At 59.9% G+C, this 19,610-nt stretch carries 16 protein-coding genes and 1 riboswitch; of the genes, 14 read left to right on the top strand and 2 right to left on the bottom strand.

What is annotated here, in order from left to right:
* Positions 1-366, bottom strand: a complete 366-nt coding sequence (locus tag AC07UH_RS20520) for a DUF305 domain-containing protein (RefSeq protein ID WP_219994278.1) — start codon at positions 364-366, stop codon at positions 1-3.
* Positions 367-529: 163 nt separating this feature from the next.
* Positions 530-606, top strand: a riboswitch (Fluoride riboswitch).
* 23 nt (positions 607-629) lie between these two features.
* On the opposite strand from AC07UH_RS20520, the gene AC07UH_RS20515 reads away from it, so the two are divergent.
* From AC07UH_RS20515 to AC07UH_RS20450, 14 genes are all read left to right on the top strand, one after another.
* Positions 630-1,988 carry a voltage-gated chloride channel family protein gene (locus tag AC07UH_RS20515; protein WP_495182029.1) on the top strand — a complete coding sequence of 453 codons (1,359 nt, stop codon included), beginning with the start codon at positions 630-632 and terminating at the stop codon, positions 1,986-1,988.
* 25 nt (positions 1,989-2,013) lie between these two features.
* Positions 2,014-2,397 (top strand): DUF190 domain-containing protein, encoded by a 384-nt coding sequence (locus AC07UH_RS20510; RefSeq protein WP_007406288.1) that lies wholly within the window; start codon positions 2,014-2,016, stop codon positions 2,395-2,397.
* Positions 2,398-2,784: 387 nt separating this feature from the next.
* Complete coding sequence (locus AC07UH_RS20505; RefSeq protein ID WP_495182030.1) at positions 2,785-3,717, top strand: hypothetical protein; 933 nt, start codon at positions 2,785-2,787, stop codon at positions 3,715-3,717.
* Positions 3,718-3,778: 61 nt separating this feature from the next.
* Entirely contained in the window at positions 3,779-4,447 is a 669-nt protein-coding gene (locus AC07UH_RS20500; protein WP_495182031.1) for a hypothetical protein, read from the top strand.
* Between the two features lie 258 nt (positions 4,448-4,705).
* Complete coding sequence (locus AC07UH_RS20495) at positions 4,706-5,284, top strand: recombinase family protein (protein WP_495182032.1); 579 nt, start codon at positions 4,706-4,708, stop codon at positions 5,282-5,284.
* A gap of 179 nt (positions 5,285-5,463) precedes the next feature.
* Positions 5,464-6,114, top strand: a complete 651-nt coding sequence (locus AC07UH_RS20490) for a hypothetical protein (protein ID WP_495182033.1) — start codon at positions 5,464-5,466, stop codon at positions 6,112-6,114.
* Position 6,115: 1 nt separating this feature from the next.
* On the top strand, positions 6,116-8,443 hold the full coding sequence (locus tag AC07UH_RS20485) for a ParB N-terminal domain-containing protein (RefSeq protein ID WP_495182034.1): 2,328 nt from the start codon (positions 6,116-6,118) through the stop codon (positions 8,441-8,443).
* Between the two features lie 8 nt (positions 8,444-8,451).
* A complete protein-coding gene (locus AC07UH_RS20480) occupies positions 8,452-9,627 on the top strand; it encodes a cysteine desulfurase family protein (RefSeq protein WP_495182035.1) in 1,176 nt (391 codons plus the stop codon).
* Between the two features lie 9 nt (positions 9,628-9,636).
* A complete protein-coding gene (locus AC07UH_RS20475; protein WP_495182036.1) occupies positions 9,637-10,560 on the top strand; it encodes a DUF4007 family protein in 924 nt (307 codons plus the stop codon).
* The gene (locus tag AC07UH_RS20470; RefSeq protein WP_495182037.1) at positions 10,557-13,865 is read left to right on the top strand and encodes a hypothetical protein; all 3,309 of its coding nucleotides are present in this window, start codon (positions 10,557-10,559) and stop codon (positions 13,863-13,865) included. The genes AC07UH_RS20475 and AC07UH_RS20470 overlap by 4 nt, the downstream gene beginning before the upstream one ends.
* Positions 13,862-14,701: a phosphoadenosine phosphosulfate reductase family protein gene (locus AC07UH_RS20465; RefSeq protein WP_495182038.1), complete on the top strand. Its 840-nt coding sequence runs from the start codon at positions 13,862-13,864 to the stop codon at positions 14,699-14,701. The genes AC07UH_RS20470 and AC07UH_RS20465 overlap by 4 nt, the downstream gene beginning before the upstream one ends.
* Before the next feature lie 39 nt (positions 14,702-14,740).
* Positions 14,741-15,817 (top strand): GmrSD restriction endonuclease domain-containing protein, encoded by a 1,077-nt coding sequence (locus AC07UH_RS20460; protein ID WP_495182039.1) that lies wholly within the window; start codon positions 14,741-14,743, stop codon positions 15,815-15,817.
* Positions 15,817-16,665 carry an SIR2 family NAD-dependent protein deacylase gene (locus tag AC07UH_RS20455; protein ID WP_495182040.1) on the top strand — a complete coding sequence of 283 codons (849 nt, stop codon included), beginning with the start codon at positions 15,817-15,819 and terminating at the stop codon, positions 16,663-16,665. The genes AC07UH_RS20460 and AC07UH_RS20455 overlap by 1 nt, the downstream gene beginning before the upstream one ends.
* Before the next feature lie 247 nt (positions 16,666-16,912).
* Entirely contained in the window at positions 16,913-17,245 is a 333-nt protein-coding gene (locus tag AC07UH_RS20450) for a hypothetical protein (protein ID WP_495182041.1), read from the top strand.
* 19 nt (positions 17,246-17,264) lie between these two features.
* On the opposite strand, the gene traA is transcribed toward AC07UH_RS20450, so the two are convergent.
* Positions 17,265-19,610 (bottom strand): Ti-type conjugative transfer relaxase TraA (traA, locus tag AC07UH_RS20445; protein ID WP_495189976.1); only part of this gene is annotated, 2,346 nt, incomplete at its 5' end.

Below are 19,610 nucleotides of genomic sequence, written 5' to 3'. Positions count from 1 at the left end.
TCAGTGCTCCATAGGGCTATGGTGGTCGCCGCCCTGCGTCGGGGCTGGCGTCGAAGGCGGTAGCGGCTGGCCGATCGCCAGCTTCATGGCGGCGATCTCCTGCTGCTGATCGATGATGATTTCCTGCGCGATGCGCTTGAGCTGCTCGTTATGGCCGTAGCGCAGCTCCGCCACCGCCATATCGATGGCACCCTGATGATGCGGAAGCATCATCGCCACGAAGTCGCGGTCGACGTCACCGGACGGCTTGACCATCATGCCCGCCATCATCCGGTCCATCGCGACAGACATCATGGTAGCGTAGCCATCGGCGGGGGCGGCCGCGACTGCGCCGGTAAGTAGGGCCGAAGCCGTCAGACCCAGCATCCAATCTCGTCTACGCATAAGCCTCCAGCGCATCGGTCTCGAAAGCGTAGACGATGCTCGTCGGGGTTTATTCCGTGGCCAAAGCCATTTTATCGGTCCTCACCAAAACGATAGTCTCATGCTTCTGCGGTTGGTTGACCGGGTCGCGGTCGGACAGCATATGCGCAGGCACGGCGATGGATTTCCGCCGGGCCATTCGGTCGAACCGCCCTCGCAAGGGCCGATGATTCCTACCAGGCGCCGCAAGGCAGCAAGGAGGAATCGTGCGCGCGACATTTCGCAATCTCTATGACCAGTTCAACATGGCAGCGTTCATTCGCGATCGCCGCACCCATGCCACGTCGGTACTGCGGTGGGCTTTGATCCTGGTCCCGATGGCCGCAGCGGTGGGAACGCTCTGCGCGGCCTTCCTGCGGAGCCTCGACGCCGTAACCCGGCTTCGCTTCGCCTTTCCCTGGCTGCTCTACCTGCTGCCGATCGGCGGGTTCGTGGTCGGACTGCTCTACCATCTGACAGGGCGCTCGGTCGAAGGCGGCAACAACCTCATCGTCGAGCAAATCCACGAACCGGGGGGCGGCGTGCCGCTGCGCATGGCTCCGCTCATCTTCTTCGGCACGGTCGTGACACATCTGTTCGGGGGATCGGCGGGACGTGAAGGCACCGCCGTGCAGTTGGGCGGCAGTCTTGCCAGCGGGTTTGGACGCGCGCTCAGATTGGATGCGGAAGCGACACGCACCCTCCTTATGACCGGGATCGCGGCTGGGTTCGGCGCGGTCTTCGGGACGCCGATTGCGGGCGCGGTCTTTGCACTGGAGGTGCTGGCGATCGGTCGGGTCGAGTATCGCGCGCTGGTGCCATGCCTGGTCGCGGCGCTGGTCGGTGACTGGACCTGTCTTGCCTGGGGCATTCATCACGGCGTCTACCATGTCGATGCGCTGGTGCCGGTCGACGCGCTGCTCGTCGCCAAGGCCGGTGTCGCCGGCATTGCCTTCGGTCTGACCGGGCTGACCTTTGCCGAGGCCAATCACGCGCTGGGCGGATGGTTGAAGCGCGTGATCCCCTATGGCCCACTACGACCCGTTATCGGCGGGCTGGCCGTGATTGCGCTGGTCTGGCTGCTCGGAACCCGCGACTATCTTGGCCTGGGTACGCTCGCCGCGACACCGGACAGCCTGACCATCGCCAGCTTCTTTGGTCCCGATACGCACTCGTGGAGCTGGGCGCTGAAGCTGCTCTTTACCGTCGTGACCCTGAGCGCGGGCTTCAAGGGGGGCGAGGTCACGCCGCTGTTCTTTATCGGCGCGGCGCTCGGCAATGCGCTCGCGCCGATGTTCGGAGTACCGTCGGGGCTATTCGCAGCGATCGGCTTCGTCGCGCTGTTCGCGGGCGCGGCCAACACACCGCTGGCTTGCACGTTCATGGGGATCGAGTTGTTCGGCGCGGCCTATACGGTGCCGATCGCAGTCGCGTGCTTCGTCGCCTACCTCTGCTCAGGCCACAACGGCATCTACCTGTCGCAGCGCGTCGCTGTGCCAAAGGTACCTGCCGCACACCTCACACCCGACGCGACCCTGCGCGATGCCCGCACGCACCGCGCTTCTCGCTGGCGCACGCGCGCCTGATCCTGTTTCCTGTCGAAAGCCCGTCATGCCCAATCGTTTCACCGTCCATCACCGCGAAGTCGGGATGCTGCGCATCTATCTGAAACCGTCCGACAAGATCGGCCCGCGTCGCTTCTGGGGGGCAAAGCCGCTCTATCGCGAGCTGATTCGCACCGCGAAGGCGGACGGCATCATCAACGCCGTCGCGCAAAATACCCATTACGGCTTCAGCAATCACGAACCGATCCGGGAGAACGGCTCGGAAATTGCCGATCCGCATCTGACGATCTGTGTCGAACTGGTCGGCGATCGCGATCAGCTCGACCTCTTCTGTCGCCGGCATGGAGATCTGATCGGCGACAAGGTGATCGTCTACAAACGACTGGAGCATTGGACTATCACGCGCAAAACTGAGCTAACCAGAGCCTGATCGGCGTTCCCGTAAAGGAAGGATGACAAGCACAGCCAGGATGAGGGGAGGGCGCTCGCCTTCTCGGGTGGCGATAATTCCCAAAACTCGTTCCCGATTGCGCTTTCCCGAAATGGGCGCACGGCAACGGAGTTATGGGAAGCCAGCGCTGTTGCTAAAGTCCTGAGTTTTGCGTCTGCCGATAGAACAGCCGCAGATCCTCGTAGGCGGTTGTCGCAAAGGTCGGGTGCGAAATACCGTGTATCACAAACGAGCGGTATCGGGATGCCGGCATTAGCAGCCACCACCTCACTTCCTTCGGTCACGTGGAGCAGACTTCATTTTCCTAGCTGGGGACGGAGAATGATCCGTCGGTGGCAACGACCTTCAATCACGCTATGAGACGCCATGCCTACGGTTCTGATCGACGCTAACGTCCTGCTCGGCTTTTGGAGCTGCCGATCTGGGCGGGTGCCGTCCAATCTCCTTCTTCCTCTCGTCGAACTGCGCGATCACGTGCTCGTGACGCAGCAGATCGTCGACGAGGTTCAACGTCGGAAACTGGGCGTGTTTCTCGAGAGCCGGGGTAAGTTCAGCCACGAGTTACCGCCCGATTTGCCTGACCACCTCACCAAGGTTCGATCTCATGCAGAGGCCAGTGCCAATCTCCTCACGCTCGACACGGCTCTAAAGGAGGGCAAGAAGGCATGGGACGTAGCCTGCGAGGAAATTGCCGGTGCCATTAGCCGCAATGAAGACCTCACCTCCGTGATGCTGGCTCCGCTTTTCGCACAAGCCGTTGAGGCCAACAACGACCAGCTTTGTAAAGCGCGAGAACGGCGGGAACGGGGCAATCCACCAGGCAAACGGTCTGATCCACTTGGAGATCAGGTAACCTGGCAGCAGTTCGTAGATGCGGCAGCCGGAAGCGAGCGCGCTTGGATCGTGACACGCGATAGTGACTATTTTCACGCGGTTGGCGGGCACAAGCTATTGAACTCCGCATTGCACGAGGAGCTGACTAAGGCGGGCGTGCGCAACATCGAGCTGCACGAGACATTGGCGAAAGCGCTTAAGTCCATGCGGGATGCGGGATTGGGCATCGGTGCTGATCTTGATGAAGCCGCGCTGGACCGAGCGGGAAAGGAGGAGGAGGCTTTCCGGCCACATCCGCCGCATCCTATGTGGCCTGATGCAGACTGGAGGTGCCCTCGCTGCGATAGCGTGAACGCCGGGACCGACCTTGTGCCTCGCCCGTCGCAGTATGGCGGCTGGAGCTACTGGACTGGATGCAGACGGTGCGGCTTTACGTTCGACACCGGGGAGCCATACGATGAGTAGAACGCGCGCTTAACCAGCACGTCCTAAAAGTGGTTGGCTTAAAGACGTGTAGGTGGGAAACATGGCCCGATTCGATGCCAACAAAACTATTGAGCATGTCCGGCGTAAAGTGGCCGCTGACGTAAACGGTGATGCTGTAGACGCGGCGTGCAGCGATCTCGACATCAACCTTCTGCGAAAAGTCTTACCGATGGTGCCGAGGCATCGGGTCGCACGTCAGGCTGGTTCTAGAACCATCCATACTGAAGCGGTCGCCGAGCTTATTGTAATGCGACCGTCATGGCGCGCGGCCTCGTCTTTTAAACCTAGAAACGTTGATAGCGAAATACGACGAACAATCAATTTTGCACTTCTCGCAGGCCTTGCTCCTTCTAGCATGATATACACAAGTAATCCATTCGCGCCACTTGCTATTCTCGTTGGACTGAGCTTCTCCGGAATAACGGCGCTAAGTGCAAGCATCAGTTACACTGATGCGTGCGTTCTTGCGAAAGCATGGCAGCTTGCCGTCGATAGTAAGATTGATCAGGGTACATTGGTAGAAGCTCACCTTTCATTAAAAGACGAGTATAATCTGCCAAAATGTGAGAATAGAAATGAAGTCAGAGAGTCTATAGAAAAGCTTATCTCTATAAAGTCCATGAAACGGCATGGGGAGACTTTGGCTCTTCAGGAGAAGGTGCTGATTGCGACAGATGGAACACTGCGGTTTGCAGACGAGCGGGCTTAGCTGGACGGGTCAGTCGTGGGCAAAATCTAAAGAGGCATATAAGCTGTCGGCAGCGGTTATAGCGACCAACTAAGACTTCAGCTTGCCAGAGCGAAAGGGCGGTAAGGCTCCCTTAACTATCAAGCTGGCGCTCTCACAAACGATCCTTTTTGAAGCGCATCCATGTGAGACACTTAGCAGCGCTTATAGCGTCTCAAAACGCTTTCGCGAAAGAGGTGGCTCATGCTACGCGATCGAGATGAGTTTTGAGAGCGCTTGATGCTGATCGGTTATGCGCGGGTCTCGACCCCGGAGCAGGATCTGACTCCGCAACTGGAAGCGCTCGTCGCTGCGGGATGCGAGCGCACTTTCTCGGACAAGGCGAGTGGGGCGAAGGCCGATCGAGCCGGTTTGGCCGATGCCCTCTCTCATGCACGCAGCGGTGACATTATAGTCGTGTGGAAACTCGACCGGCTCGGCCGGACGATGAAGGGGCTGGTTGATCTCTCGGTAGACCTGGCAAAGCGCGGTGTTGGCCTCAAGTCGCTGACCGACGGCATCGACACTGGCGGGACAGCCGGCAAGCTGGTGTTCCATATCATGGCCGCCATGGCCGAGATGGAGCGGGATCTCATCCGGGAGCGGACTACGGCTGCCCTGATCGTCGCGCGACGCGGGGGCAGGGTAGGCGGTCGGAAAACGGTGATGACGCCGCGCCGCGTCGAGGCAGCGCGCAAGTTGCTGGCATCCGGGATGTCGGCGCGGGAGATTGCGCCTACCATCGGCGTCTCGGTTGCAACTCTCTATAGACACCTCCCTGCTGCGGTACAGGAAACGATAAGCGCGGAAGAGCAATGACGCTGGAGCCCCGCACGGCTTGCCTTGGCCCAGCCGATCAGCGCCGCTATGGTCCTCGGCGATCACTCCTGCGGACTTCGCCCTCGCTGAAGCCAAGGGCGAGAAAGGCAGGGGGGAAGACTATTGGTGTTGCTGTGGAAACAGGAGCGCACGTCATCGGAGTGGAGGCAAACCGCTCAATGACCGGCGCTATACAAAAGCATCTTTGGGCCGACATCGTGAACGCGCCAGCACTGCCGGGCGTGTACGCTTGGTATTATAGTCCTGAGATCACAGACTACGATCTCGAACAGACGATCACCCAACTCAAAGCCTGTCGCGACGCCGACCGTCCGGGAGCTGAGGAACTCGTCCGAAAGACCTTGGACAACCGGGTTTTCAAGCATTTCCGTGAAGATCCGTATCAGGCGCTGATAGAGGGGCCTCTAAAGCCGACCTACACGGGCACGCTGGAACATACTTTTCGGGTTTCCGGCGGCCTCGTCCAACGCATCGTGGACGATCCCGATCGCCTGCGCACGATCCGCAACGTCCTCGATATGTCGGCGCCAATGTTTGCTAGCCCGCTCTATATGGGGATGGCGGCCGAGCTGCGCACCCGACTAGCCACCCACAAGGCGCTGATAGAAAAGTATCGTCGGCTGCATAAGCAAGGCGAGGAGCCGGTCCGCAACAGTGACGCCGGATTCGCCTGGCAGGTCGCAAAGCGCCGCATTCCACCAGATCGCCTGATCGTCTTCACATGCACGACGACAGCCGACGACAAGACGGCCGTCGATATCGAGAATATTCTCAATCGGATATATTACCCAATCCTAGGAAGAAATTAAAATGGCCCTCGGACTTAGCGTCACGTCTGCTTTGAATCTCACGCTTGAGGGCTCTGTTGGCAGCTTCAGTGTCGGGGCGGGTGGGGAAACCCAGAAGTCGGTCGAGGTTAAGTACTTCCTGACCCACGTCGGCTTGGACTTCGAGAATGGCGCAAATGAGGAGGTGCTCAAGCACCTCGCGCCGGTGCGAGAAATCTTCCCAACCGTCGATCTCGAGTTTGACGAGATTATGCAGCGCGACATTGATGACGCGCGCGTTTCGTCAGACCTCGTCCCGTACCTGCTAGATCATAAATCGCGTGATCTGGTGAAGCTCTTCCCTCCAATCATTGTCGTCGTCCTTCCGGTCAAGGCCTATGAGAACAAGCCAGCAGACCTGTATCCGAAGGTCACGACGGATGTGGAAACGACCCCCGAAGGGCATGACGCGCAGATCACCCGCTCCGGCCTGAAGGGTCAGGAGGTTTTCGAGTTCGTGCAGCCGCTTCAAAACGGCAAGCTGTACGAGCATGATTTGGTTCGCCTACGGCTTAACACCAACAAATCCAGACTTGTTATCGTGGATGGTCAGCACCGCGCCATGGCTCTTCTCGCGGTCTACCGTAACCTCAAGCAGGACTGGAACGACGCTATGAAGGCGCCGTACAAAGACTATTATGAGGAATGGACTCCGAATTACATCAAAAAGTTTGAACTGAAGAACATCAGCCTTCCCGTGATGTTTTGCACATTCCCGCAACTCGATGAGACGTTCGAGGGCGAATACAACGTAAAGATGGCTGCGCGGTCGATCTTCCTAACCCTGAACAAGACCGCACGTCAGGTTTCCGCCTCTCGCAATCGCTTGCTGGACGACAACGACCTAATTGCTCTCTTCCTTCGTGACACCCTTTCCACGATCAAGAAGGGCGATCTTCATGCAGGCTCAACGCTAGAGATCAGCAATATCGAACTCGATCAGGCGCACGACCGCGTGAAGATCGAGAGTCCGATCGCGATCTCCGGCGTGAACCATATCTATTACATCATCGAACATCTTGTCCTGAACAAGCTCGAGGACGTGAACGGCGCGAAGCCGCGCGCCGGCCTTTATTACCTTCGCACGGACCTCGAGAACTTCGGCGCGTTTCGCCGGCTCAACGGGCGCAACCTTCTGGGCGCGGACCTCGCCGACGCGACGTCACGGCAGTTCTACACTGCCGCCGCAGGAGACATTCTGACGAAGGAATTCCATGAGCGCTTCGGGAATTACGTTGTCGCCGCCTTCCAGCAGTTCGCTCCATATCAGGCACACTCCAGCGCCGTGTTCTGGCTTGGCGAGCAGCTCCGAGCTCAGGCCAATACGAAGCTGCGCCCAATTCTGTTTGAAGGGCAGGGGATCGGCCGCACGTTCACCGCGCATACCGAAAATCTCGCGGAGAAGATCCGGTCGAAGGAGTTTGGCACGGAGGCACCGAAGCTTCAGGAAATACTCGATCGCCTGATCGCTACGCAAAAGCTGGTCGATGAGTTTATCGGCAAGTTGAAGCATGAGCGTGCTGAGCGATTCCTGGCGAAAGTCTCAGACAAGCGCGCGCTGCGGTCGGAGGATGGCAGTACTCATCCTCGTGTGATCGACTTCGTGAACAAGCTATATGATAACGTCCTCACGACGGTCGCCTTTCAAACGGCCCTGATCGCCGGTTTTTTTGGCGAGCTGGAGCGCGCTAATCTCGATCGATCCAAGCAAGGCTTAGATGCTCTGGAAACGGAAGCTGCGTTCGCGCAGTTCATTCAGGACATCAACGGCTTCTTCTCGCCGACCAGCTCGCGCGACTTCAAGCGCTTGGTTGAGGTTTTTCAGGACACGCTCGATGGCGAGATCCGGGAGTGGAAGATCACACCGTCCAACTCGACGTTCCGGCGTGTCGTTTACCGCGGTGAGATGCAGCCCGCGCAGTGGCCGAAGTACAAGTACCTCCTGCTCGAAATCTGGCGCGCATCTGGAACGGAGCTCGAAGCGCCGCTCGCAGCGGAGCGCGACAAGAGCCGCCGCCAGATCTTCACCTCCCTCGAACAGGAATACCAAAAGGACTTCCTCAACCGGAACCTCAAGCGCGAGGAGAGCCTGACCCAGACCGACCGGAACGAGATCACGACGGCAGCATATGAGGCCTTCAAGAAATTCCTCAGGAACGTCGGTTGGCTGGCGCAGGACGTACCGACCAAAAAGGCGCTGCTAGAAGTGCCGGCGCCTGAGGATGCTGACGAAGCGCCAGTAGTCGAGGATGAGACCGAGACCTGGGAAGCGCCCGAAGAGACCGGATTAGATTTCAACGAGAACCAGTAAGGCGGCGCGTGCGGGAGCCGATCTACCTCGATGGTTTTGCAACCTCACCGTTGGCTCCTGAAGCCCGGGATGCGATGATGCTTGCATCGTCGCACCCCGGAAACGCTGGCTCGCCTCATCGTGCAGGTGCGAGAGCAAGCGCGACGCTCGATCAAGCGCGACAGGACGTCGCGTCGCTGATCGGTGCAGACGCAAACGAAATCGTGTTTACGTCGGGAGCGACGGAGGCAGACAATCTGGCCATCCGCGGTATCGCAATGTGGGCCATACGATCGGGTAGTCCACGCCGAAAGATCATCGTCTCCGCGATCGAGCATAAGGCGGTTCTGGAAGCGGCTGAGAGCCTCCGGGCTTTCGGGTTCGAGGTGATCCTGGCTCCCGTAACTGGAGAGGGTGTTATCGATGTGGGTGCGATCGAAAGCCTAATTGATTCAGCCACGCTGCTCGTGTCAGTCATGTTGGCAAACAATGAGACCGGCGCCCTCCAGCCGGTCAGCTATATCGCGGCGATTACCCATCGTGAGGGAGCACTGCTTCACTGTGATGCGGCTCAGGCAGCGGGCAAGATCCCCATCGATGTGGACGAGCTTGAGGTCGATTACCTGTCGATCTCGGCACACAAAATGTATGGTCCAATGGGGGTCGGGGCGCTCTACGTTGCGTCTGGAGCGCCGAAGCCAGAGCCCTTATCCTACGGAGGGAAGCAGGAGGGCTCCATGCGCCCAGGTACGGAACCTACCTACCTTCTTGCCGCGTTTGGAGCGGCAGCTCAGCTCGGCGATCGCCGACTGCGCGAGGACATGGAGCACGGCCGCGCACTCGCCGCGGCCTTCTGCAACGATCTCAGCAACAGAGGACTGAGCTACGCGATCACCACGGGAAATGCTTCCGTGCTCCCAGGATCATTAAGCATTGCGGTGAATGGCGCTTCCGCGGACAGTATTGTCGCGTCGTTATCACCCGTTGCAAGCATTTCGACGGGTTCTGCATGCACATCTGGTCAACTCCTTCCCTCTCACGTCCTGTTAGCAATGGGTCTTACACCGGCACAGGCCCAGTCAGTCGTTCGGCTATATTTTGGTCGTTATAACAACGTTGCTGAAGTACATGAAGTTGCGTCAGCCTTTGTTGAAGCGGTGCAAAGGCAGCCACCGCTACTGGACGATCCCGCCAGTAGGCTGTAATCGGGTGGCATGAGGCATGCGCTTTCCGATTCAGACGTCCGCGGCCAATTTGCAGGCCATGAGACTTTTCCGCTACGTCTCCTTTGGCTCAAGAAGGCGTATGACGCCGTACGCGAGGGCGCTTCATCCGGAACATTCCAGGAACAGTCGGCTATTGCACGGTTCGGCGTCGGCCGCAACATGGCTGTTTCCATGCGATACTGGGGGCTCGCCACCGCCTTCCTTGAGGAGCAGGACCGGGTAATCAAGCCGACGGCACTCGGCCACGCGATTTTAGCCGATGATGGATTTGATCCCTATCTTGAACACGCTGCGACCGTGTGGCTTGCTCATTGGGGCGTTGCCAGCAGTCCAGAATGGACGACGACTGCATATTTCGCTTTCAACGTGTTGTCGGCCATCGAGTTCGATACGGGAAACCTTATCGATGAGTTGATGGCGCTCGTTCGAGCGAGGGGGTGGCGGGCAACGCAGAATACCCTCAAGAGGGATATTGAGGTATTCCTGCGCAGCTACGTCCGTCGCGATGCGATGGCCGGTGACGACGCTGCCGAGCCTTTGCTCGCAGAGCTGGGGCTGATCCGCGAGGCGAGAGTCGGAGGCTGGCACGAGTTCGTCCGTGGTCCGAAGCCCACATTGCCCAACGGCATTTTTGCCTATGCTCTTGCCGATTTCTGGGAAGGCAGGGGCGGGTCGAGCGCGATCACCGCCGAGCAGGTTTGTTATGCACCTGGGTCGCCAGGCAGGGTATTCAAGCTGGACGAGGATACCGTCATCACCCGGCTGATGGGGATCGAGGCCGTCACCGCGGGCGCGTGGCGCTGGACCGACACGGCAGGCCTTCGGCAAGTTCAAAGGCTGGGTGACGTCGACCCCATGAAGCTCATTTCGAATGCTTACGGGCATGTTCTGCACGATCGGGTCGCCGCATGAAGCTTCTGTCCGAAACGGTGGAGATCAACCGGCGGTTCGCGCGATCCGCGCGCTTGGACGCGGATCTGCAAGGCACGCCGCCTCTGGTCGGCTACGTCATGCAGGCGAGCGTCAATAAGGCGCTTACGACGCTTGCGGACAGCCAAATCGAGAGCCGCCAAGGGGCGTTCACTTGGACCGGTCCCTACGGGGGCGGCAAGTCGAGCGCTGCGCTTCTCGTCGCCAACCTGGTTGCCGGACACCCAGACAACCGGGCGATCGCCAAGGAGATCGCAGGCGCCGAACTGACAGCGGTTTATGCCCGCGCTTTCCCAGAAACAAACGGGCCTTGGGCCATTGTCGCCGTCACAGGTAGCCGCATGGGGCTTCGCCAGTCGATCGCCGATGCGGCCGCTGCTACCCTGGATTGGAGCAAGGCTGCCTACAGCCGCGCGATCGCGACCGATGACGCTCTTATCGACGCCCTGATACAAGCCGCTTCCGCCAAGCGGAGCGGGGTCTTCCTAGTTCTCGACGAGCTGGGCAAGCTCCTCGAACATGAAGCGTCGGCCGGCGGTGACATTCATCTTCTACAGGATCTGGCCGAGCGGAGCGCCCGTTCGGAGGGGCGGTTGGTGGTGGTGGGCATCCTTCACCAGGCTTTCGATCAGTATGTCGCCCGCGCTACGCGAGATGCTCGCCAGGAGTGGGCCAAGGTCCAAGGCAGATACCAGGACATCCCGTTCCTCGCGGGTGCAGACGAAACCGTCACTTTGTTGGGCAGTGCGATCACCGGTGCTACGCCACCGGGATCGGCCAGTGAGCAAGCACGGCTTGTGGCTGAGGCAATCGGACGCAGGAAGCCGACCGACGAAGGCATTCTGTCTGCTGCCTTGGCTGCGACGTGGCCGCTCAACCCGGTGACGTCGCTCCTACTCGGTCCGGTGTCTCGCCAGCGCTTCGCCCAAAATGAACGAAGCGTCTTCGGCTTCCTCAGCTCCGCCGAGCCACACGGATTCCAAGATTTTCTTCGCTCGACGAGCGACGGCGTGTCAACATACGGCCCTGATAGTCTGTGGGACTATCTCGCTTCGAACTTCGGAATGGCCCTCTCGCATGGAAGCGACGGAAGTCGATTCAGCCTTGCGTTCGAGGCCATCGAACGAGCGGCAGCCAAAGGTGGGGCGCTCCATGTCCGTCTGACCAAGGCAGCGGCAGTCATTGAGTTCTTCCGCAACGGTTCGGGCCTCGCGCTTGCAGACGACATCTTCAGTGCCGCGGTGCCCGATATTGCGGCGGCTGATCGCGCCGCAGCGATCGCCGATCTTGTCGATTGGGCAGTGCTCATTCGACAGCCGCGCCTCGGCGGATATGCGTTGTTTGCGGGGAGCGACTTCGACCTCGAAGACGCGATCGCGCGGGCAACGAGCTCGCTAGATTTTGAACAACTCGCCTCCATCCCTCAGCGTGTTGGCCTCGGTTTCGCGACGGCGAAGCGCCACTATTTTAGGACCGGCGCCCTCCGGACGTTCGAGGTCGTTGTTCAGCTCCTGACGCGCGACGACGCGCCGGCCGACCTTGCCGCCCGCCTTATGGCGCGGCGCAGCCGCGGGAGTGGGATGCTTGTTCTTGCACTGAGCGACGGCGATTTAGATGCTGCTGCTGTAGATAGCCGCTGCAAGGCGATCGCGAAGCATCTCCACAAGGCCGGCATTGTTGCCGCCATCGCTGGCGCGGCCAACAGCCATGCTCTCCGGACAAGTGCTTCCGACCTTTTCGCGGTGGAACGGGTCTTCCGTGATCATCCCCAGCTCGAAGGCGACCGGATCGCTCGCCGCGAGATCGCGGCGCGCCGATCCGGGAGTGTCGACGTACTGCACCGCGAATTGGAATCAGCGCTCAACCGCGCGCGGTGGTGGCTCGCGTCCTCGCCTCCGAAGTCGCTGCGCGAACCTATCTCGATTGTCGCCACGGCCCTATCGGACACGGCCTTCGACTTGGCGCCGGTACTGAAAAGCGAATTGCTCCAACGCGATCGACCGTCCTCAAGCGCAATGGCGGCGGTTCGCGAGCTTGGGCACGCTATGGTGCGCAGCCCGAACGAGCCGGACCTCGGTTTTGAGGGCTTTCCCGCCGAGATGGGCCTGTATCTTACCGTCCTCAAACCTTTCGGCATCCACGGCCCTGATGGTGATGGTCGTTACGATTTCAGAGAGCCTCAAAATGCCGGCGATGGGCCAACGCTAAAACCCGCTTGGTCCGTCCTGGCCGACGCGACCGAGACCTCGCTCGCAGACGCTTACGCGACTTGGGCTCGCCCACCTTTCGGTATGAAGGCTGGGATCATGCCGGTGCTCGCGTTGGCCATCTTGCTTGCCAATCGCGACCATCTGGCGGTCTATCTCGATGGGGTTTTTCAAACCGAGATCGATGACGTGTTCGTCGACAAGCTCCTTCAGAAGCCAGCGGATATACGGGTTAGGCGTGTCGATCGCTCCACAAAGGAAGCCGCGTTCCTCAGCGATCTAGCGCGTCATTTCGGTCTTGAGGGAGAGAGTTCGTCTCTGCCTGTGGCGCAGGCGTTGTTCCAGCGGTTCAAGGGCCTGACCGCCTATGCTCAGCGAACGGACACCTTGTCGCCGGATGCGAAGAAAGTCCGAAGCATCGTGCTCAAAGCCCGAGATCCGGAGGCTTTGCTGTTTGAGGCATTGCCGGCCGCGTTGGGTGATCGCCTTACGGCGCAGGTTGTTACCGACGCGCTCGACGAAGCGACCGCAGTATACCCAAAGCTTCTCGCACATCTCCAAGCGGCACTCGCCAAAGCCCTGGCTGTGGACCCGAGTACCTTCCTGGGCGCGCAGGAGCGCGCAGCGTCGATCAAGGACCTTACCAACGACTATGCCTTCGAGGGGTTCGCCATGCGCGCTGCAGCGTTCGAGCGCGGAGAGGGCGACATCGAAGGGGTTGCAAGCGTGCTGCTCCACAAGCCGGCTCATGGATGGTCTGACCGCGATCGCGAGCAGGCGCTGCTCGAGATGGCACGGTTCGGTCGCCAGTTTCGCGAGCTCGAGGCCTTGGCAGTGGTTAGGGATCGTCGTTCAAATACCGAGGCGCTCGCTTTGGTCATCGGCGTGGACCCTCGCACGCCGCCACTCTTAAGGTCATTCGTCCTTACCGAGTCGGAAAAGGCCGACGCTGCGATGCTGGCTGAGATGGTTCTCAAGACACTGCGCAAGAGTGATGGCTTGGACCGCATCCAAATGGCGGCACTTGCGCGAGCCGTCGCCGCGCTCGCGGCCGATCAAGACATGGAGGCGGCGGCATGAAGCAAGAACGCCACATCCTCGGAATTTCGGGTGGCCGGGATAGCGCGGCCCTGGCGGTCTACATGCGCCAGCACCGGTCAGACCTTCCCATCGAGTATTTCTTCACTGACACGGGCAAGGAGCTGCCAGAGGTTTACACCTTCTTGGATCGGCTCGAGGGCTTCCTCGGGAAACCGATCAAGCGGCTTAATCCGGATCGAGATTTTGATTTCTGGCTGGATGAGTATGGCAACTTTCTGCCTTCGCCCCGGACCAGATGGTGCACGCGGCAGCTAAAGCTGCGCCCGTTGGAACACTGGATCAGACCAGCGCTGGAGGCAGGCACGACCGTTCATTCCTACGTCGCTATCCGAGCGGACGAACCCTCGCGGGAGGGCTATCAGTCCACCCACGACAACATGCGCGTGCATCTTCCCTTGCGCGAGGCTGGGATTGATCGCGCCGGAGTGATCGAGCTGTTACAACAGGCGGACGTCGGCGAACCCGAATATTACAGCTGGCGGTCTCGATCGGGCTGCACATTCTGCTTTTTCCAGCAGAAAATAGAATGGGTAAGGCTCGCGGCGCACCATCCTGATGAATTTCAGAAAGCCGTCGCCTACGAGAAGACTGCGCTTGAGGGTGGATCGCCCTTCACGTGGAGCCAAGGTGAAAGCCTGACGGAGCTCATCGAACCCCGGCGTGTGGAGGCGATCGAGCTGGACTACGAACGACGCTTGGCTCGATTAAGGAAGCGACGGCCAAGAAACCCACTCGCTGCGCCGACCGAGGAAACGGTTGATGACGTTTACGGGATCGACGAAGCCGATGCAGGTTGCGTCATCTGTCATAAGTAGCACAAATGCTGGACATTGGGGCAAAGGGGCAGGCTGAGAATGAAGGTTGAACAGGGTCTATGGACGATACAGACGCTGATCGACCAGAAAAGCAGCATCAATCTCGCTCCGGCTTGGCAACGCGGTCCGGCATGGCGGGACAACCGTCGCGTACTCCTGATCGATTCGATCTTACGTAATATGGACGTACCGAAGATATATCTTCGCAAGTTAGCGCCTGGGGGCTTGTACGCCTACGAGGCCGTGGACGGACAGCAGCGCCTACAAGCGATCTGGGATTTTGCATCCCCTAAGTCTGATGCTCACAAGGGTAGAGGCTTCGCACTTAAAAGCGGGGACTCTCTGCCGCCTATTCACGGGATTACAGTCGCGGACCGCACTTACGCGACACTCGCCAAGACCCTTCGCGATCGCTTCCTTGGCTTTAAGGTCGGTGTTGGCGAGATTGTCGAATCTACAAACGATGAAATTGCAGTACTTTTTGCCCGTCTTCAAATGGGCATGCCTCTGAACCCGGCGGAACTACGCAACGCCGACCTTGGGCAAATGCGTAATGTAATCCAACTTATGACAAAATCCCATGAGTTCTTTACTTTTACTAAAATCAAGGATGACAGGACCAAGCATTTTGATTTTGCCAGCTTCGCCTTCGCAGTCGGTGCGACAGGAGTATTACGCGACCTAAAGGCACCAGATCTGAAAGAATTTCAGCGGGAGTTTAACGCCAGACCGATGGAGGAGGTTACCGCGCTGTCCGCGCGGGTAGGTGGAGCGCTGAACGTCCTTGCTGAGGTTGATCAAAGAACAAAGTATCACATCACGCGGAAGTGGATATTTGTAGACTTGCTCGGCCTGATTCTGAAATATCATGACAATGGCAAGTCTATTGATATAAGCAAGTTTACCGCAAGCTATGATGCTTTTGAGGAGCGCCGACGCGCATACACCTCTAAGTCCGATACCCTGCTTAAACCTAGACGCTCAGATGCTGCGGCTACTGATAGAGCATTATACGACTATATGTATGCCTTTCGTACAGAGGGCGCAAAAGCCAGCAGTCTAGCGACCCGCCAACGGGCTCTCGCGAAATTCTTCACTAGTGTGGAGGTTAAGTGATGGCATTTGATCCGGCGGAAATTCCCGCTCCTTTGATCGAGGAGTACAAGAAAGATCGCGTTGGATTGCTGGTGGGTGCCGGAGCGTCGGTTGGAGCTGGCCTCCCACAATGGGGGCAGCTCCTTAGGGATATGCTTGCGGAAACGAAGGCAAGCGTAGGCCTCAGCAGTGAGAAAGTTTCCGATTATGAGTCACTAATAGATCAGGGCCGCTATCTTATGGCGGCCTCTGGTCTGAAGGTAGACCTAGGAAGCTACTTCGCCGGTTTCATTAGAAAGGTGTTTGTTGATTCGAAGCCTGCTCCTACCGGGCTTCATAAGGCCATGCTTGGACTATCGCGCCTTCAATTCGTCCTGACAACAAATTATGACACCCTCATAGAGAGGACATATCGAGGGCAGGACCCTGATGTTACGGTCTGCACCTATAAGGACTCAGGCGAGGTACGTCGAAGCCTGTCAAGTCGCGAGTTCTTTATTTTAAAGGCGCATGGCGACGCCACCCGTAGTGGTGATGGCATAATTCTTACTGATCAAGACTACAGGAATATACTTTTTCGAGAGTCCGCGTATCAACACATGCTTGCTACGATGTTCTCAATGTATACCGTTGTCTTCGTGGGAGCGTCTATGACTGACCCAGAAGTCAATCTAATGTTAAATTACGTAGCAAGCACCTTTGCGCCAGACGCGGGGCCAACCCATTACGCCCTTTTGACAAAGGAAAAGGTCAACGAGGTCGAAAAGGAACGTTGGTTCAAGGATTTTAAGATCCGTGTAATCCCAGTTAGCTCGGCACATGAGTACGCGGAACTAACGGAGTTTGTTGATCTTCTTGCCAAGAGCTGAATATTTGTTGACAACAGGCGATATGAGGCCAGCAAAAACTGCTTCCAATCGTTTGCCGTGTTCTAAGCGCTTTAGTCGTGAACGAAACGTCATTTCTACAATGGCACAACGGCCGTAATTGTGCTCGCATTGGTTCGGAACACTCACGCCGCCTGCCTCGGGATGTAATCGGCGATTGCGCCACATTGCCGTTGTCTCAACAGAACGATTGTGACACCTCTGCATTTCTACGTCATAAACGCGTTGGTTGCTGATGCGTGAAAATATACACGGACTGCCGGATCATCCATCCAACCAGCTCGGCGCGTACCGGACCGATGCTCCCGATGGCGAATGGACCGGCCGTCTTGACGATCGGGCATGGGGCAAGTCTGCCAACCTATTCTGCTACTTCACTGATATCGTATCGGCAGAGAGCTATAGGCTTAGCGTCTTCTTCGACAAAGAGTATCGCCCCGCTAATGGCGGCCCTGCCATGGACCTGGAGCCCCTCGGACGCATGTTCAGGATCACGACGCGACAGGGCAAAAAGGGATTGTCGCGGTTCGTCACTGCCGAGCCGGTCGATCCGGTGACTTGAACTAACCTTTGCAGCTCATTTAGCGTCCCGGCCCCCGATCATCGCGCCCACGCTCCTTGTCGCGTTGCCTGGCGCGCTCGCGTTCCTGCTCCTGAACGCGGATACGCTCGTCTCGGCGTTCGCGCATGACGGCATCGTAGAGCTTGGTAAGGTAAGGATGCGCGCGCTCGACCCTGGCGCGCGCCAGCTCATCGCCGCGATGACGCCGCTGCCCGGTGACCGGGCCAAGATACTCCTTGAGCTTGCCCAGCCGTTTGGCAAGCTGCGTGGAGCGCTGCTGCAACCCGCGCGCGGTCTTCTCCCAACTCGCCTGCGCCGCTTCGTGGGACGGCCGGCGTAGCGCTGCAAACAACCCGCTGGGCGGCAGCGGCTGTTTGCGGGCGTGGTCATCCCTGACCGTTTCATGGCGCCGGTACATGCCGCTGGCTCGCACTTGCGCTCGCTGTGCGCGTGTCTGCACACCGGCCAGTTCCCTGCCGTGTTCCGCTATCCAGGTTTTCTCAACTCCCTCACGCGTCGGACGCCGTTGCCCTTCGGGCTGCATCTCACGCGAGGACAAGGCGGCGGTGTTAATCGCACCCCTTTCGGGGGTCCGATTACCCAGAGCCGATCTGCCACCGGTGTTAATCGTACCCCTTTCACGGCTTCGGTCGCCGAGGGCCGACATGGCACCGGTGTTAATCGGCCCCCCTTGCTCCCCGCCGGGCTTCGGCGTGAAGGCGTCGAACATGCCCCGCGCCTTGTCGCGCACCTTATCGACCATCTGACGCGCGAGTTCCGGGAACCGGATCTCGCGCCGATCGGCGAAGGCACGGGCATGGTCTTGGCTACTGCGCTCCGGCGCATAGTCGCCTGCCATGTCCTTCGACCGGTCGCGCGACAGCACGCGCGCGAGCCGGCCCTGATCGGCGAAGTCGTCGCGGCCGTAGTGGAGCTGCACGCTATCGCGATGCCGCGTCATTCCGACATAGCTGCTGTGCCGGTCCATGCCCGGCGTCGCCAGCACGTGCCCGCGATCGACGGACACGCCCTGCGACTTGCCGAACGTGGCCGCATAGCCGTGATCGACCGCGGCGTAATCCTTGAGGTCGAAGGCGACGCTGCGCCCGCCGTCCAACCGGACGCCCATACGCCCGTCCTCGATCCGCTCCAGTGTGCCCAGGGTGCCGTTCTTCACGCCCAGCGACCGCTCGTTCCGCAGGAACATGATCCGGTCCCCGGCCGCGAAGTCGCGCTCGCCCCGATCGGCCGCGACGGTCCGGTCCTCGCCCAGCTCGCCGCTCGCCCGCACCCGCTCGCGCGCCTCCCGGTTGAGCTCGCGCACCTCGGCGTTGGTGTGAGTGAACATGATGCGGGTCTTGTCCGGCTCGGCCTGACGATCCCGGTCCCAGCGGTCCACCAACTCGGCCCGGGCTGCCTCACGCGTGTCGGCAGCATGGACCATGCCGTGCGCAGCATAGGCGTCCAGGGCCTCAGCCGTCCGCCCGGTGGCGAAGGCCCGTGTCGCCTCCTTCTGCCAGTCCTCGCGCTGCCGGCGTATCTCGGTGATCTCGGCTGCGCCGTGCCGCTCGGTGATCGACCGGAACGCCGCACCCGCCTCGATCGCCTGCAACTGCTCAGGGTCGCCCACCAGCACCACCTTGGCCCCGGCGTTGCGCGCATGGGACAGCACCCGCTCCATCTGGCGGGTGCCGATCATCCCGGCCTCGTCCACCACCAGCACGTCCTTCGGCCCGAGCTGGTCGCGGCCCTGCGCCCAGCCATGCTCCAGGCTGGCGATGGTGCGCGACGCGATCCCCGATCCGCCCTCAAGGTTCTCGGCCGCGATCCCCGACAGCGCCGCACCGCGCACCTGATAGCCCTCGCGCTCCCAAGCCTCGCGCGCGACGCCCAGCATCGCCGACTTGCCGGTGCCGGCATAGCCGACGACCGACGCCAGCCCGTCGCGCCCGGTGATATGGTCGAAGGCGTCGCGCTGCTCGTCAGACAGCGTGAGCCCCCGCCCCTCGGCCAACTCCAACGCGCCGGCGCGCTGCCGGTCGGACACACCATGATCGCCCCGCCGCGCCAGCTCTTCGCCGGCCTTCTCCAGTCGCGCCTCGGTCGCGATCATGTCGCGCGACGTGAACCGTTCCTGGTCCCGCCCGTCCCGCCCCAGCGCGACCAACTCGGGGCTGGCGCGCACTGCCGCCATCACCCGGTCGAACTGCTCCTTGCCGTCGCTGTGCCGAAACGCGAACACGGCGAGGTCGCGGGTGGTGAAGGTCGCCTGCTGCCGGGTAATGCCGTCGAGCGCGTGACGCGGATCGGCGATGATCCGCTCGCCGTTCTCGCGCGCGATCCGGACATGATCCTCGGCGTTGCG

The sequence above is a fragment of the Sphingomonas sp. GW821-FHT04B01 genome (assembly GCF_059420425.1).
This window is presented reverse-complemented; position numbering and strand designations above follow the sequence as displayed.

What these genes read in the sequence shown, in the direction of transcription:
- AC07UH_RS20490 (WP_495182033.1), top strand. Translation starts at nt 5,464, where the DNA reads ATGACCGGCGCTATACAAAAGCATCTTTGGGCCGACATCGTGAACGCG.
- AC07UH_RS20520 (WP_219994278.1), bottom strand. Translation starts at nt 366, where the DNA reads ATGCTGGGTCTGACGGCTTCGGCCCTACTTACCGGCGCAGTCGCGGCC.
- AC07UH_RS20470 (WP_495182037.1), top strand. Translation starts at nt 10,557, where the DNA reads ATGAAGCTTCTGTCCGAAACGGTGGAGATCAACCGGCGGTTCGCGCGA.
- AC07UH_RS20465 (WP_495182038.1), top strand. Translation starts at nt 13,862, where the DNA reads ATGAAGCAAGAACGCCACATCCTCGGAATTTCGGGTGGCCGGGATAGC.
- AC07UH_RS20460 (WP_495182039.1), top strand. Translation starts at nt 14,741, where the DNA reads ATGAAGGTTGAACAGGGTCTATGGACGATACAGACGCTGATCGACCAG.
- AC07UH_RS20455 (WP_495182040.1), top strand. Translation starts at nt 15,817, where the DNA reads ATGGCATTTGATCCGGCGGAAATTCCCGCTCCTTTGATCGAGGAGTAC.
- AC07UH_RS20495 (WP_495182032.1), top strand. Translation starts at nt 4,706, where the DNA reads ATGCTGATCGGTTATGCGCGGGTCTCGACCCCGGAGCAGGATCTGACT.
- AC07UH_RS20475 (WP_495182036.1), top strand. Translation starts at nt 9,637, where the DNA reads ATGAGGCATGCGCTTTCCGATTCAGACGTCCGCGGCCAATTTGCAGGC.
- AC07UH_RS20500 (WP_495182031.1), top strand. Translation starts at nt 3,779, where the DNA reads ATGGCCCGATTCGATGCCAACAAAACTATTGAGCATGTCCGGCGTAAA.
- AC07UH_RS20485 (WP_495182034.1), top strand. Translation starts at nt 6,116, where the DNA reads ATGGCCCTCGGACTTAGCGTCACGTCTGCTTTGAATCTCACGCTTGAG.
- AC07UH_RS20505 (WP_495182030.1), top strand. Translation starts at nt 2,785, where the DNA reads ATGCCTACGGTTCTGATCGACGCTAACGTCCTGCTCGGCTTTTGGAGC.
- AC07UH_RS20510 (WP_007406288.1), top strand. Translation starts at nt 2,014, where the DNA reads ATGCCCAATCGTTTCACCGTCCATCACCGCGAAGTCGGGATGCTGCGC.